Genomic DNA, 13,212 nt, shown 5'->3' with positions numbered 1-13,212 from the left:
CAAGTGCGGGATCTGACGCCGACCATTGTGGACTGTCCCACTGACAACGCAGACCACGACCCGTGCACCGGCGGTGTCACACGCGACTACGCCGAGGGCGGAGCGGGAACTTCGTCAGGTGCTGACACGCTTGCATACAGTGGCAGGACTGGCAGCAATTGTTCTGATCCAGCGATGATCCAGCGATCGAAGGGACGTACATGCCCATGGGTCACACGGCCACAGCCGAGGCCGGCTCCGGCGGCCTGACAGCGACCGAGCACCGGCTGGCCAACGGCCTGCGCGTGGTGCTCTCCGAGGACCACCTGACCCCGGTCGCCGCGGTCTGCCTCTGGTACGACGTCGGCTCGCGCCACGAGGTCAAGGGGCGAACAGGCCTTGCGCACCTCTTCGAGCACCTCATGTTCCAGGGCTCGAAGCAGGTGCACGGCAACGGCCACTTCGAGCTGGTCCAGGGAGCGGGCGGTTCGCTCAACGGCACGACGAGCTTCGAGCGCACCAACTATTTCGAGACCATGCCCGCTCATCAGTTGGAGCTGGCCCTGTGGCTCGAGGCCGACCGGATGGGCTCGCTGCTCTCCGCGCTCGACGAAGAGTCCATGGAAAACCAGCGCGACGTCGTCAAGAACGAGCGCCGCCAGCGCTACGACAACGTCCCGTACGGCACCGCCTTCGAGAAGCTGACCGCCCTCTCGTACCCGGAGGGCCACCCCTACCACCACACGCCGATCGGCTCCATGGCCGACCTGGACGCGGCCACCCTGGAGGACGCGCGCGCGTTCTTCCGCACGTACTACGCGCCGAACAACGCCGTCCTGTCGATCGTCGGAGACATCGACCCGGCACAGACGCTCGCCTGGGTCGAGAAGTACTTCGGGTCGATTCCCGGACACGACGGCAAGCAGCCGCCGCGCGACGGCTCCCTGCCCGAGCGCATCGGCAAGGAGCTGCGCGAGGTCGTCGAGGAGGAGGTGCCGGCCCGCGCCCTGATGGCCGCCTACCGCCTCCCGGAGGACGGCACGCGCGCGTGCGACGCGGCCGACATCGCCCTCACCGTCCTCGGCAGCGGCGAGTCCTCCCGGCTCTACAACCGCCTCGTGCGCCGTGACCGCACCGCGGTCGCCGCCGGGTTCGGCCTGCTGCGCCTCGCCGGGGCGCCCTCGCTCGGCTGGCTGGACGTCAAGACGTCCGGCGACGTCGAGGTCCCCGTCATCGAGGCCGCCGTCGACGAGGAACTGGCCCGCTTCGCCGCGGAGGGCCCCACTCCGGAGGAGATGGAGCGCGCCCAGGCGCAGTTGGAGCGTGAGTGGCTCGACCGGCTCGGCACGGTCTCGGGCCGCGCCGACGAACTGTGCCGGTACGCCGTCCTGTTCGGTGACCCACAGCTCGCCCTCACCGCCGTGCAGCGCGTCCTCGACGTCAGCGCGGCAGAGGTCCAGGAGGCCGCCAAGGCCCGTCTGCGCCCGGACAACCGCGCGGTGCTCGTGTACGAACCCGTGACCGTCGCCGACGAGGACGAAGAAGCCGTCGAGAACGCTGAGAACGCTGAGGACGCCGAGGAAGAGGAGGCGGCGAAGTGACCGAGGCCGCGATGCAGTTCCATCCACAGCCCCAGGGCGGCACGGCCAAGCCCTGGGCCTTCCCGGCGCCCGAGCGCGGCACGCTGCCCAACGGCCTCACCGTGCTGCGGTGCCACCGTCCGGGCCAGCAGGTCGTCGCCGTCGAGATCCACCTCGAAGCGCCGCTGGACGCCGAGCCCGAGGGCCTCGACGGCGTCGCCACGATCATGGCGCGGGCCTTCAACGAGGGCACCGACAAGCACTCCGCCGAGGAGTTCGCCGCCGAGCTCGACCGCTGCGGCGCGACGCTCGACGCGCACGCCGACCACCCGGGCGTGCGGGTCTCCCTGGAGGTCCCGGTCTCCAGGCTCCCCAAGGCGCTCGGCCTGCTCGCCGACGCCCTGCGGGCCCCCGCCTTCGCGGACAGCGAGATCGAACGGCTCGTACGCAACCGCCTGGACGAGCTCCCGCACGAGGCGGCCAACCCGGGGCGCCGCGCCGCCAAGGAGCTCTCCAGGCAGCTCTTCCCGGCCGCCTCGCGCATGTCCCGGCCGCGCCAGGGCACCGAGGAGACGGTCACGGCCATCGACTCGGCGGCGGTGCGTGCCTTCTACGAGAAGCACGTCCGGCCCGCCACGGCCACCCTGGTCGTCGTCGGCGACCTGACCGGCACCGACCTGGACGCCGTCCTCGCGGACACCGTCGGCGCCTGGACCGGGTCCGCGGGCGAACCGCGCCCGGTGCCGCAGGTGACCGCCGACGACCGCGGCCGCGTCGTCATCGTGGACCGCCCCGGAGCGGTCCAGACGCAGCTGCTGATCGGCCGCGTGGGCGCCGACCGGCACGACCGCGTCTGGCCGGCCCAGGTCCTCGGCACGTACTGCCTGGGCGGCACCCTCACCTCCCGCCTCGACCGCGTCCTGCGGGAGGAGAAGGGCTACACCTACGGAGTGCGGGCGTTCAGCCAGGTGCTGCGCTCGGCGCCGGACGGCACGGGCGCCGCGATGCTCGCCATCAGCGGCTCCGTGGACACCCCGACCACGGGTCCCGCGCTCGACGACCTGTGGAAGGTCCTGCGCACCCTCGCCGCCGAGGGCCTGACCGACGCCGAGCGTGATGTGGCCGTGCAGAACCTGGTGGGCGTGGCCCCTCTCAAGTACGAGATGGCAGCCTCCGTAGCGGCCACTCTCGCCGACCAGGTCGAGCAGAACCTGCCGGACGACTTCCAGGCGCAGCTGTACCGGCAGCTGGCCGCCACCGGCACCGTGGAGGCCACTGCCGCCGTCGTGAACGCCTTCCCGGAGGACCGCCTGGTGACGGTCCTCGTCGGGGACGCCGCACAGATCGAGGAGCCCGTCAGGGCGCTCGGTATCGGTGACGTGAGTGTGGTCACGGGCTGAGTGACAGTCAGGACATATCGGGACCCCAGTGGCCACTTCGGCCGCTGGGGTCCTCATATGTCCGAATTACTATGGAGGTTGCCTGTCTGCCCTGTGGCGTGCGCTACAAAAGTCGAGTTCTGTTTGTCGAACGAAAGACGCCCCGTTTAGCGTCGGTCCGGCTGTTCGTCGCGCAGTACGCCGCATCCGCGGCACCGGACAGTCATCGCCGAGTCCCCGTACGGCGCGAGCCAGGGGAGCCGGGGACCCACATGTCCCCTGGGGTGAATCGGGCACCTTGCCGTTGAGGCGAGGAACCCGTAGGAGACCTTCCTGCTCCGAACCCGTCAGCTAACCCGGTAGGCGAGAGGGAAGGAAAGGATCACCCGCCACATGGCGTTCACCCGTGCCACCGGGAAGCACCGTCGTCCGAGCCGCCTCACGCGGACCACCGCGAACGTCGCGGGTGTCGCGGCGCTCACCACCACCGGTGTCATCGGAGGCCTTGCCGCCCCGGCGCTCGCCGCCGCCGACGAAGCGGCCGTGGAACACACCGGCCTCACCCAGGCGATATCCGTCGGCGACTCGCTTGCCGAGAACATCGGCGCCCAGGCCGCCGCCCAGCGCCAGGCCGCCGACGACGCCGCTGCGGCGAAGAAGGCCGAAGAGGCCGCCAAGAAGAAGGCCGCGGAAGAGAAGCGCAAGGCCGAGGCCGAGGCCAAGGCGAAGGCCAAGAAGGAGCGCGAGGCCAAGGAGCGCGCCGCCCGCGCGGCCGAGCGCAAGCGCCTGAACACCTACGTCGCCCCGGTCGACGGCTCCTACGTCTCCACGGGTTACCAGACCGGAGGCGCCATGTGGTCCTCCGGCAGCCACACCGGCATCGACTTCCACGCGGCCTCGGGCACCTCCGTCCACGCGGTCGGCTCCGGCACCGTCGTCGAGGCCGGCTGGGGCGGGGCCTACGGCAACAACGTGGTCATCAAGATGAACGACGGCACGTACACCCAGTACGGCCACATGTCGTCCCTCGGCGTCACCGTCGGCCAGACGGTCACCCCCGGGCAGCAGATCGGCCTCTCCGGCTCCACCGGCAACTCCAGCGGTCCGCACCTCCACTTCGAGGCCCGCACCGGCGAGGAGTACGGCTCGGACATCGACCCGATCGCGTACCTCCGCGGGCACGGCATCAACGTCTGACGCGCGCGGCCCAGCAGCACTCCACCGAAAGCCCCGGCTCCTGGCGAGCCGGGGCTTTCGCCGTTGCCTCCAGCATTGTCCAAAAGGTATCCATGAATTTTGGCCCGCTGTCGGAAATTTCCGCGCTCTGCAATAGAGTCACGGAACGAACGTCGGTCGACCGCGTTATGCGGGGATGAAGGCGGAGGTCCGGGTCATGCGTGTTCCCGCGCATTCGGTATGCACGGCCATTCGGGACGACATCGTCGCCGGCGTGCACGAAAGGGGCGGCCGGCTCGCCGAGGAAGTTCTCGCGCGCCGGTACGGCGTCTCCCGCGTCCCCGTGCGCGAGGCCCTGCGCACCCTGGAGGCCGAGGGTTTCGTCGTCACCCGCAGGCACGCGGGCGCGTGCGTCGCCGAACCCACGGAGCAGGAGGCCGCGGATCTCCTGGAGGTCCGCACGCTGCTCGAACCGCTCGCCGCGGCGCGCGCCGCGCAGCGCCGTACGGACGCACACCTCAAGGTCCTGCGCGGACTGGTCAGGCTGGGCCAGGAGCGCGCCAGGAGCGGGCGGGGGGAGGATCTGCGGCCCCTGGGCGGCTGGTTCCACGAGACGCTCGCCCAGGCGTCCGGCAGCCCCGGCCTGAGCGCCCTGCTCGTCCAACTGCGCCACAAGGCCGCCTGGATGTACGTCGTCGACAGCCCGGCGGCGCCTGCCGACTCCTGGGCGGAACACGCGGCGATCGTCGACGCGGTGGCCCGCGGGAACGCGGAGCGGGCCAGGGCGCTCACCGCAGCGCACGCCGCGCGGGCGACGGCCGCGTACCGGCCGCGTCATGTCCGGCGGCCCGGCCGCGGCCGGGTGAGCGATTCGCAACATGGCGTCAACACGGTGAGCCTCCAGAATTAACGGAGACGCCGTATACAAAGGGAAGGTATTTCCCGGCCCTCATTTGTGCTGCGCTTGCCGCCATTTGTGCTGTGCGCCGCGTGTGCCTTGCACCTTCAATTATGCGCAGGCAAACGTCGAGGGGGTCACCCGGAATTCCGGGTGACCCCCTCGACGTGTTTCCAGGAATGTGTCCTAGACCGTCTCCGGGAGCTCCTCGAGCCCCTCCGAGACCAGCTTCGCCAGACGGTCGAGGGCGGCGTCCGCACCCTCGGCGTCGGAGGCGAGCACGATCTCCTCGCCGCCCTGGGCGCCCAGGCCGAGCACCGCGAGCATCGAAGCGGCGTTGACCGGGTTGCCGTCGGCCTTGGCGATCGTCACGGGCACACCGGCGGCCGTGGCCGCGCGGACGAAGATGGAGGCGGGTCGGGCGTGAAGGCCCTCGGCCCAGCCGACGTTGACGCGGCGCTCAGCCATGTGTTGCTGCCCTTCCAGATGTCTCACACTTGTCTAGACCATTGTCGCATGCCGTTACGGGTGCTCCCGTCGGACATACGTCCGCTCCCGTTCGCCTTCGACGCGACCTAGCCTGCCCCGGCCCCGGCGGCCGCGCGACCCGTACCCTGGCCCCATGCAGACCGCGTCGGATCAGCAGGATCGGCACGACTATCCCGCCCACTGGGAAGCCGATGTGGTGCTGCGCGACGGAGGTACCGCCCGGATCAGGCCGATCACGGCCGAGGACGCGGACCGCCTGGTCAGCTTCTACGAACAGGTGTCGGACGAGTCGAAGTACTACCGCTTCTTCGCGCCCTACCCGCGGCTCTCCGCCAAGGACGTGCACCGTTTCACCCACCACGACCAGGTGGACCGGGTGGGGCTCGCGGCCACGGTGGGCGGCGAGTTCATCGCCACCGTGCGCTTCGACCGCATCGACGAGCGCGGCATGGCCGCCGGCGCCCCGGCCGACGAGGCCGAGGTCGCCTTTCTCGTGCAGGACGCCCACCAGGGCAGGGGCGTCGCCTCCACGCTCCTGGAACACATCGCGGCCGTCGCCAGGGAGCGCGGCATCCGCCGGTTCGCGGCCGAGGTGCTGCCCGCCAACACCAAGATGATCAAGGTGTTCACGGACGCGGGCTACCAGCAGAAGCGCAGCTTCGAGGACGGCGTCGTCCGCCTGGAGTTCGACCTGGAGCCGACGGACCGTTCGCTCGCCGTGCAGCGCGCCCGCGAACAGCGCGCCGAGGGGCGCTCCGTTCAGCGCCTCCTGACGCCGGGCTCGGTCGCGGTGATCGGCGTCGGCCGGGCCCCCGGCGGCGTCGGCCGCAGCGTCCTGAGCAACCTCACGGAGTCCGGCTTCAGCGGGCGCCTGTACGCCGTGAACAGCGCGTTCGCTGAGGAGGGTGACCGGGACGGCGGCGCCGTCGCCGACGATGGCGCCGTCGATGGAGTGCCCGCGCACCGATCCGTCGCGGCCATCGAGGAGCCCGTGGACCTCGCGGTCATCGCCGTGCCCGCCGACCGGGTGCCGCAGGTCGTCGCCGAGTGCGGCGAGCGCGGGGTGCAGGGCCTCGTGGTGCTCTCCGCCGGGTACGGGGAGAGCGGGCCCGAGGGACGCGAGCGGCAGCGTGAACTGGTCCGCCAGGCCCGGTCGTACGGCATGCGGATCATCGGACCGAACGCCTTCGGCGTCATCAACACCTCGCCGCAGACGCGGCTCAACGCCTCGCTCGCTCCGCAGTCGCCCGCGCGCGGGCGGATCGGTCTGTTCACCCAGTCCGGCGCGATCGGCATCGCCCTGCTGTCCGGCCTGCACCGGCGGGGCGCGGGACTGTCCACGTTCGTCGGCTCCGGCAACCGCGCGGACGTGTCCGGCAACGACCTGCTCCAGTACTGGTACGAGGACCCGGACACCGACGTCACGCTGATGTACCTGGAGACGATCGGCAACCCGCGCAAGTTCACCCGGCTCGCGAGGCGTTCGGCGACCGCCAAGCCGCTCGTCGTGGTCCAGGGCGCCCGGCACAGCGGCATCGCCCCGACCGGCCACGCCGTGCAGGCGACCCGGCTGCCGCACGCCACGGTCTCGGCACTGCTGCGCCAGGCGGGCGTCGTCCGCGTCGACACCGTCACGGAGATGGTCGACGCGGGGCTGCTCCTCGCGGGCCAGCCGCTGCCGTCCGGGCCCCGGGTGGGCATCCTCGGGAACTCCGAGTCGCTCGGCCTCCTCACGTACGACGCGTGCATCGCCGACGGCCTGCGGCCGCTGCCGCCCCGCGACCTGACGACCGGGGCCGTCCCGGCCGACTTCCGGGCCGCGCTCGCCGAGGCATTGTCCGACGACGGCTGCGACGCGGTGATCGTCAACGCCATCCCCTGGGTGGGGGAGGACGGGGCCACCACCGACCCCGAGACGCTGGCCACGGAGCTGCGGGCGGCCGCCGCGGGATGTCCCGCGAAACCCGTCGCCGTGGTCCACGTGGAGCTCGGCGGGCTCGCCGAGGCGCTGGCGGCCGCCACGAGTACCAGGCCTGACGCGGCCGGCCCCGCGCCCGGTGCCGTCGCGACCGGCACCCGGAGCGCGGCCGATACCGGTACCGGCACGAAGCCACAGTCCTCCGTAGAGGACGCCGACGACCCCGCGGCCCAGCCCGCCGAGCAGTACCGCATCCCCGCCTACCCCGCCGCGGAGCGCGCCGTACGTGCCCTCTCCGAAGCCGTCAAGTACGCACAGTGGCGGCGCGAGGCCGCCGAGCCGGGACGGGTGCCCGAGTACGACGACATCGACGAGAGCGGGGCCGCCGGGCGGATCACGGAGCTGCTCGCCAAGGACGGCGACCCGCGCGGCGCCACCCTCGCCCCCGACGACGCCCACGAACTGCTCAGGCACTACGGCATCCGCGTACGCCGTGCGCTGCCCGCGCCCGACGCCGACGCGGCGGCGCAGGCCGCGCGGGTCATCGGCTACCCCGTGGCCCTGAAGACCACGGCACCGCACCTGCGGCACCGCGCCGACCTCGGCGGAGTCCGCCTCGACCTCACCGACGAGGAGCAACTGCGCCGGGCCTACCAGGAACTGACGGAGCTCTTCGGCAGGCCCGCGGAGCTGCGGCCCGTCGTGCAGGGCATGGTGCCGCGCGGCGTCGACACCGTCGTGCGCGCGGTCATCGACCCGGCCGCCGGAGCGGTGCTCTCGTTCGGCCTCGCGGGCGCCCCCTCCGAGCTGCTCGGCGACACCGCGCACCGTCTCGTCCCGGTCACCGACCGCGAGGCGAGCTCCCTGGTCAGGTCCATCAGGACCGCGCCGCTCCTGTTCGGCTGGCGAGGCTCCGCGCCCGTCGACACCCCGGCCCTCGAAGAGCTGCTCCAGCGGGTCTCCCGGCTCGTCGACGACCACCCCGAAGTGGTCGGCGTCTCCCTGGAGCCCGTGGTCGTCGCCCAGCGCGGCCTCTCCGTGCTCGGCGCCTCCGTCCGGCTCGCACCCCCGCCCGCCCGCGACGACCTCGGCCCGCGCACCCTTCCCGGGTACTGAGGCCCTGGGCGGCCGTGGGGCACCGGGCGCCCCGCACCGGGCCGTAGGATGGGCGGCATGGCAAAGACCGGTACGACGACCCAGGGGCTGCGCGCGGCGATCGAGCGCAGCGGCTACTACCCGGCCCTCGTGGCCGAGGCGGTGGAGGCCGCGATCGGCGGCGAGGCCATCGGGTCGTTCCTGGTCCACCAGGAGACGACGTTCGACGCCAATGAGGTGCGCAGGCACGTCACCGTCCTCCTCCTGACCGGTACGCGCTTCATCGTCAGCCACACCGACGAGCAGGCGGCGGACAGCACGTCCCCGACGCCGTACGCGACGACCTCCACGGAGTCGGTCAAGATCGGCCGCATCTCCTCGGTCGTGGTCAGCCGCGTCGTCGCCAACCCCGAGAAGTACGTTCCCGGAACGCCGCCGCGCGAGGTCGTCCTGACCATCGGCTGGGGCGCCGTCTCCCGCATCGACCTGGAGCCCGCGGCCTGCGGGGACCCCAACTGCGAGGCGGACCACGGGTACACGGGCAGTTCGACCGCCGACGACCTCAGCCTGCGGGTCAGCGAGGCGGGGGACGGCCCCGACGCGGTGCGGCAGACCCTCGCCTTCGCCCAGGCGCTGTCCGAAGCGACCGCGGACACCGCTCGCTGATGGCACTGCCCTCCTGGGACGACGTACAGCCGCTCTCCCTCGACACCGCACCCGTGCCCGCGTACGGCACGGGATCCCTGGCCGATCTGCTGCCCACGCTCGTCGCCCACCAAGGTGTCGACGGCTTCACGCCCACGGTCCCCGAGCTCGCCCCGGCCGACCGGAACTGCGTCTTCCTGATCGATGGCCTCGGCTGGGAGCAGCTCAGGGCCCACCCGGCCGAGGCGCCCTTCCTGACCTCGCTCCTACAGAGCTCGCGGGGCGGCACGGGGCGGCCCCTCACCGCGGGCTTCCCCGCCACCACCGCGACCTCGCTCGCCTCGGTCGGCACGGGCCTGCCGCCCGGCGCCCACGGCCTGCCCGGCTACACCGTCCGCGACCCCGCCACCGGCGAACTGATGAACCAGCTCCGCTGGAATCCGTGGACCGACCCGTACGCGTGGCAGCCCTACCCCACCGTCTTCCAGCAGGCCCATGCCGCCGGTGTGCACACCGCGCAGGTCTCGGCCCCGCACTTCGAGCACACTCCGCTCACCAAGGTCGCCCTGAGCGGCGGCTCCTTCCGGGGCAGGCTCTCCGGAGAGGACCGCATGGACCTCGCCGCTCAGCAACTGGCCGCGGGAGACCGATCGTTGGTCTATACGTATTACGCGGAAGTGGACGGCAAGGGACACCGCTTCGGCGTCGACTCCGACGCCTGGCGCGGCCAGCTCATGTACGTCGACCGGCTGGCCCAGCGCCTCGCCGAGCAGCTGCCGCCGCGCAGCGCCCTGTACGTCACCGCGGACCACGGCATGATCGACATCCCCTTCGACGAGCGGTCCCGCATCGACTTCGACGAGGACTGGGAGCTGCGCGCAGGCGTCGCCCTCCTCGGCGGCGAGGGCCGCGCCCGGCACGTCTACGCGGTACCCGGCGCCGAGAACGACGTCCTCACGGTCTGGCGCGAGGTGCTCGGCGAGCAGTTCTGGGTGGCCTCCCGTGACGAGGCCATCGCCGCGGGCTGGTTCGGTCCACACATTGATCAACGTGTGTACGAGCGCCTCGGCGACGTCATCGCCGCCGCACACGACGACGCCGCGATCATCGCCACGGAGCGTGAGCCCAACGAGTCGGCCCTGGTCGGCATGCACGGCTCCATGACCCCCGTCGAGCAGCTGGTCCCCCTCCTGGAAGTACGCTCCTGACCGGGCCCCGCCCGCCCGCCTCCCCATCCGCCCCGAAAGGTCCTCAACCCCCCATGTCCGAGCTGGTGTTCTTCTCCGGAACGATGGACTGCGGAAAGAGCACGCTGGCTCTGCAGATCGAGCACAACCGTTCCGCCCGCGGACTCCAGGGGATGATCTTCACGCGGGACGACCGCGCGGGGGAGGGCAAGCTGTCCTCCCGGCTCGGCCTCGTCACCGACGCGATCGAGGCCGCGGACGACTTCGACTTCTACGCCCACCTCGTCGACCACCTCTCCCAGGGCGGCCGCGCGGACTATGTGATCGCGGACGAGGCGCAGTTCCTGGCACCGGAGCAGATCGACCAGCTCGCCAGGATCGTCGACGACCTCGGCCTTGACGTCTTCGCCTTCGGCATCACCACGGACTTCCGCTCCAAGCTCTTCCCGGGCTCGCAGCGCCTGGTCGAGCTCGCCGACCGCGTCGAGGTGCTCCAGGTCGAGGCGCTCTGCTGGTGCGGAGCCCGCGCCACCCACAACGCCCGCACCATAGGCGGCGAGATGGTCGTCGAAGGCGCCCAGGTCGTCGTGGGAGACGTCAACCAGTCGCCCGACGAGGTGGCCTACGAAGTGCTGTGCCGCCGTCATCACCGGCGCAGGACGACGGCGGCGACCGCACGCGCGGGGGCCCTGTCGCCCGACGTCCTGCCGGTCGACGCGGCCGGCGCCCGCGCCTGAATCAGGCGTCGTCGGGCGAGTGCACGAGGGCGAAGACCGCGCCCTCCGGATCGGCGACCGTCGCCGTCCGGCCGTGGTCGCCCGCCTTGGCCTGCTCGATGACGTAGCCGCCGAGCTCGACGGCCCGGTCGAGTGCCTCGTCGACGTCGGCGACCTCGAAGTACGTCATCCAGTGCGGGCCCCGGTCGCGCGGCAGCGCCTGGCCGAGGCCGTGCACGGACGCCACCGGGCGGCCGTCCACGCGCAGCGTCACATGGTCGAAGTCGGCCGAGACCACGGCCTCTTCGGTGCAGCCGAAGACCGACTGATAGAACTTCAGGACACTCGCGGTCTCCCGGGTCAACAGCTCGTTCCAGACGGGGGTACCTGGACTGCCGAGCACCGCGGTGCCCTGATGGGCCGCGGCCTGCCAGATGCCGAACACCGCGCCCGCCGGGTCGGACGCGATGGCCAGCCGTCCGGCCTCGCCCGCGTCGATCGGGCCGACGCCGACCGTGCCGCCGCAGTGCCGCACCGCCTCGGCCGTCGCGTCCGCGTCGTCCGTCGCCAGATAGGTCGTCCAGGCGATGGGCAGATGGCGGTCGGCGGGCAGCCGGCCGATGCCCGCCACCTCCATGCCGTCGAGCAGCGCCCGCACGTACGGCCCGAGCTGCTCCGGTCCCGGCCGGAACTCCCAGCCGAAGAGCGCTCCGTAGAACTCCTGGGTCGCGGCCAGGTCGTGCGTCATCAGGCTCACCCAGCAGGGCGTGCCGGGTTCGCGCCGGCCGGTCCCCGCGCTGTCGCGCCGCGCCTTCTCCCAGGACTCCGACGAGCCCTGTTCAGGGGGGACCCCATTCGCCCGCGCCTCGGTCATCGTCACCCTCTCCTCGGCCGCCATGACGGCCGGTCAGATTTCACTCTCGAATGCGCGCACGATCGCCGCGCCTGCTCGCGCCCCGTGCAGATGCTCGCACCGCCTGCCGTGCCGCGTGCCTCGACCGCGCCGCGCTGTCCGGCTTCCCGCCGGAAGATGCCCGATTTACGGTTCCTCACCCGTTGACGCGCGATTGTCCGGCGGTGTCCGTCTGCCGTACAGGGTGTACATGGTTCCGTACGCCCCGTGTTCGGGTGCGGTCCGGCCGAGCAGGGTAGCCGCACCTTGGCGGCGCGGCCACCCCGTACGCAAGGATGGGGCTTATGAATCCCATCATCTCCGCATCCCAACTCGCGGGCGAGCTGGCGGGCCAGAATCCGCCGGTGCTGCTCGACGTCCGCTGGCAGCACCAGGGCTCGATGCGTTCCGCGTACGAGGAAGCGCACATTCCGTCGGCCGTCTTCGTCGATCTGGACGCTGACCTCGCAGGTCCGGCCGGTGCCGGCGGTCGGCACCCGCTGCCTGATCCGGACCGGTTCGGCGCCGTGATGCGGGCGGCGGGGGTCTCGGAGGACCGGGACGTCGTCGTGTACGACGGTGGCCAGAACTGGGCGGCGGCACGTCTGTGGTGGATGCTGCGCTGGACGGGTCACGCGTCCGTACGCGTCCTGGACGGCGGCATCGCCCTGTGGACCGGTGCTCTGGAGGAGGGCGCCGGCCAGGCTCCGGCCGAGGGCTCCTTCGTACCCGCCCCGAACGACACCGACCTGCTGGACACGGACTCCGCCGCGGCGCTGGCCCGTTCGGGCCTGCTCCTTGACGCCCGTGCGGCCGAGCGTTACCGCGGCGAGGTCGAGCCGATCGACAGCGTGGCCGGGCACATCCCGGGCGCGGTGTCGGCGCCGACCACGGAGAACGTCGCGGAGGACGGCAGCTTCAAGTCCGCGGCCGAGCTCAAGGACCGCTTCATGGGGCTGGGGGCATCCGGCACCGCGGAGATCGGCGTCTACTGCGGTTCGGGGGTCTCGGGCGCCCACGAGGTGCTCGCGCTCGCGGTGGCGGGGATTCCGGCCGCGCTGTACGTCGGTTCGTGGTCGCAGTGGTCGGCCGACCCCTCGCGTCCCGTGGCGACGGGACCGGACCCGAAGTAGCTCGTCCGCTTCCCGTGGGAGCTGTCTACGGAGAGGGGGTGGGGGCCGCGGCCCGGGGGGGGCGCACCGACCGCTCGGGGGGCTTCTACGGACCTAGGCCCGGGCCAGGTGGAGTGCGCGGAGGA

11 protein-coding genes and 1 riboswitch are annotated in these 13,212 nt (G+C 72.0%); of the genes, 9 read left to right on the top strand and 2 right to left on the bottom strand.

Annotated features, from left to right (window positions below; genetic code table 11):
- Positions 1-206 precede the first annotated feature (206 nt).
- The 4 genes from ABZ953_RS37730 to ABZ953_RS37715 all read left to right on the top strand — a co-directional run bounded on the left by ABZ953_RS37730 (position 207) and on the right by ABZ953_RS37715 (position 5,024).
- Entirely contained in the window at positions 207-1,580 is a 1,374-nt protein-coding gene (locus ABZ953_RS37730; RefSeq protein WP_361733785.1) for a pitrilysin family protein, read from the top strand.
- Positions 1,577-2,959 (top strand): pitrilysin family protein, encoded by a 1,383-nt coding sequence (locus tag ABZ953_RS37725; RefSeq protein ID WP_361733753.1) that lies wholly within the window; start codon positions 1,577-1,579, stop codon positions 2,957-2,959. Before ABZ953_RS37730 ends, ABZ953_RS37725 begins: the two co-directional genes overlap by 4 nt.
- Positions 2,960-3,155: 196 nt before the next feature.
- Positions 3,156-3,319: riboswitch (cyclic di-AMP (ydaO/yuaA leader) on the top strand.
- A 12-nt stretch (positions 3,320-3,331) separates the two neighbouring features.
- Positions 3,332-4,135: a M23 family metallopeptidase gene (locus tag ABZ953_RS37720; protein ID WP_361733751.1), complete on the top strand. Its 804-nt coding sequence runs from the start codon at positions 3,332-3,334 to the stop codon at positions 4,133-4,135.
- 196 nt (positions 4,136-4,331) lie between these two features.
- On the top strand, positions 4,332-5,024 hold the full coding sequence (locus ABZ953_RS37715; protein WP_361733749.1) for a GntR family transcriptional regulator: 693 nt from the start codon (positions 4,332-4,334) through the stop codon (positions 5,022-5,024).
- A gap of 174 nt (positions 5,025-5,198) precedes the next feature.
- Here the strand turns inward: ABZ953_RS37715 and ABZ953_RS37710 are convergent, their stop codons facing one another.
- The gene (locus ABZ953_RS37710; protein WP_003993478.1) at positions 5,199-5,480 is read right to left on the bottom strand and encodes an HPr family phosphocarrier protein; all 282 of its coding nucleotides are present in this window, start codon (positions 5,478-5,480) and stop codon (positions 5,199-5,201) included.
- Positions 5,481-5,634: 154 nt separating this feature from the next.
- Here ABZ953_RS37710 and ABZ953_RS37705 point away from each other — a divergent pair, with 154 nt between their 5' ends.
- From ABZ953_RS37705 to ABZ953_RS37690, 4 genes are read left to right on the top strand one after another with little or no spacing between them, the layout of a single operon-like run.
- Complete coding sequence (locus ABZ953_RS37705) at positions 5,635-8,535, top strand: GNAT family N-acetyltransferase (protein ID WP_361733747.1); 2,901 nt, start codon at positions 5,635-5,637, stop codon at positions 8,533-8,535.
- A 57-nt stretch (positions 8,536-8,592) separates the two neighbouring features.
- Positions 8,593-9,180, top strand: a complete 588-nt coding sequence (locus tag ABZ953_RS37700) for a DUF5998 family protein (protein ID WP_361733745.1) — start codon at positions 8,593-8,595, stop codon at positions 9,178-9,180.
- Complete coding sequence (locus ABZ953_RS37695; RefSeq protein ID WP_361733743.1) at positions 9,180-10,367, top strand: nucleotide pyrophosphatase/phosphodiesterase family protein; 1,188 nt, start codon at positions 9,180-9,182, stop codon at positions 10,365-10,367. The genes ABZ953_RS37700 and ABZ953_RS37695 overlap by 1 nt, the downstream gene beginning before the upstream one ends.
- A gap of 53 nt (positions 10,368-10,420) precedes the next feature.
- On the top strand, positions 10,421-11,083 hold the full coding sequence (locus tag ABZ953_RS37690; RefSeq protein WP_361733741.1) for a thymidine kinase: 663 nt from the start codon (positions 10,421-10,423) through the stop codon (positions 11,081-11,083).
- A 1-nt stretch (position 11,084) separates the two neighbouring features.
- Here ABZ953_RS37690 and ABZ953_RS37685 read toward each other — a convergent pair whose 3' ends face one another.
- Positions 11,085-11,810, bottom strand: coding sequence for a VOC family protein (locus ABZ953_RS37685; protein ID WP_361733783.1), 726 nt, complete (start codon positions 11,808-11,810; stop codon positions 11,085-11,087).
- A gap of 449 nt (positions 11,811-12,259) precedes the next feature.
- Here ABZ953_RS37685 and ABZ953_RS37680 point away from each other — a divergent pair, with 449 nt between their 5' ends.
- Positions 12,260-13,087 (top strand): sulfurtransferase, encoded by an 828-nt coding sequence (locus ABZ953_RS37680; RefSeq protein WP_361733740.1) that lies wholly within the window; start codon positions 12,260-12,262, stop codon positions 13,085-13,087.
- Positions 13,088-13,212 lie beyond the last annotated feature (125 nt).

Source organism: Streptomyces sp. NPDC046465, assembly GCF_040646035.1.
GTDB lineage: Bacteria > Actinomycetota > Actinomycetes > Streptomycetales > Streptomycetaceae > Streptomyces.
This window is presented reverse-complemented; position numbering and strand designations above follow the sequence as displayed.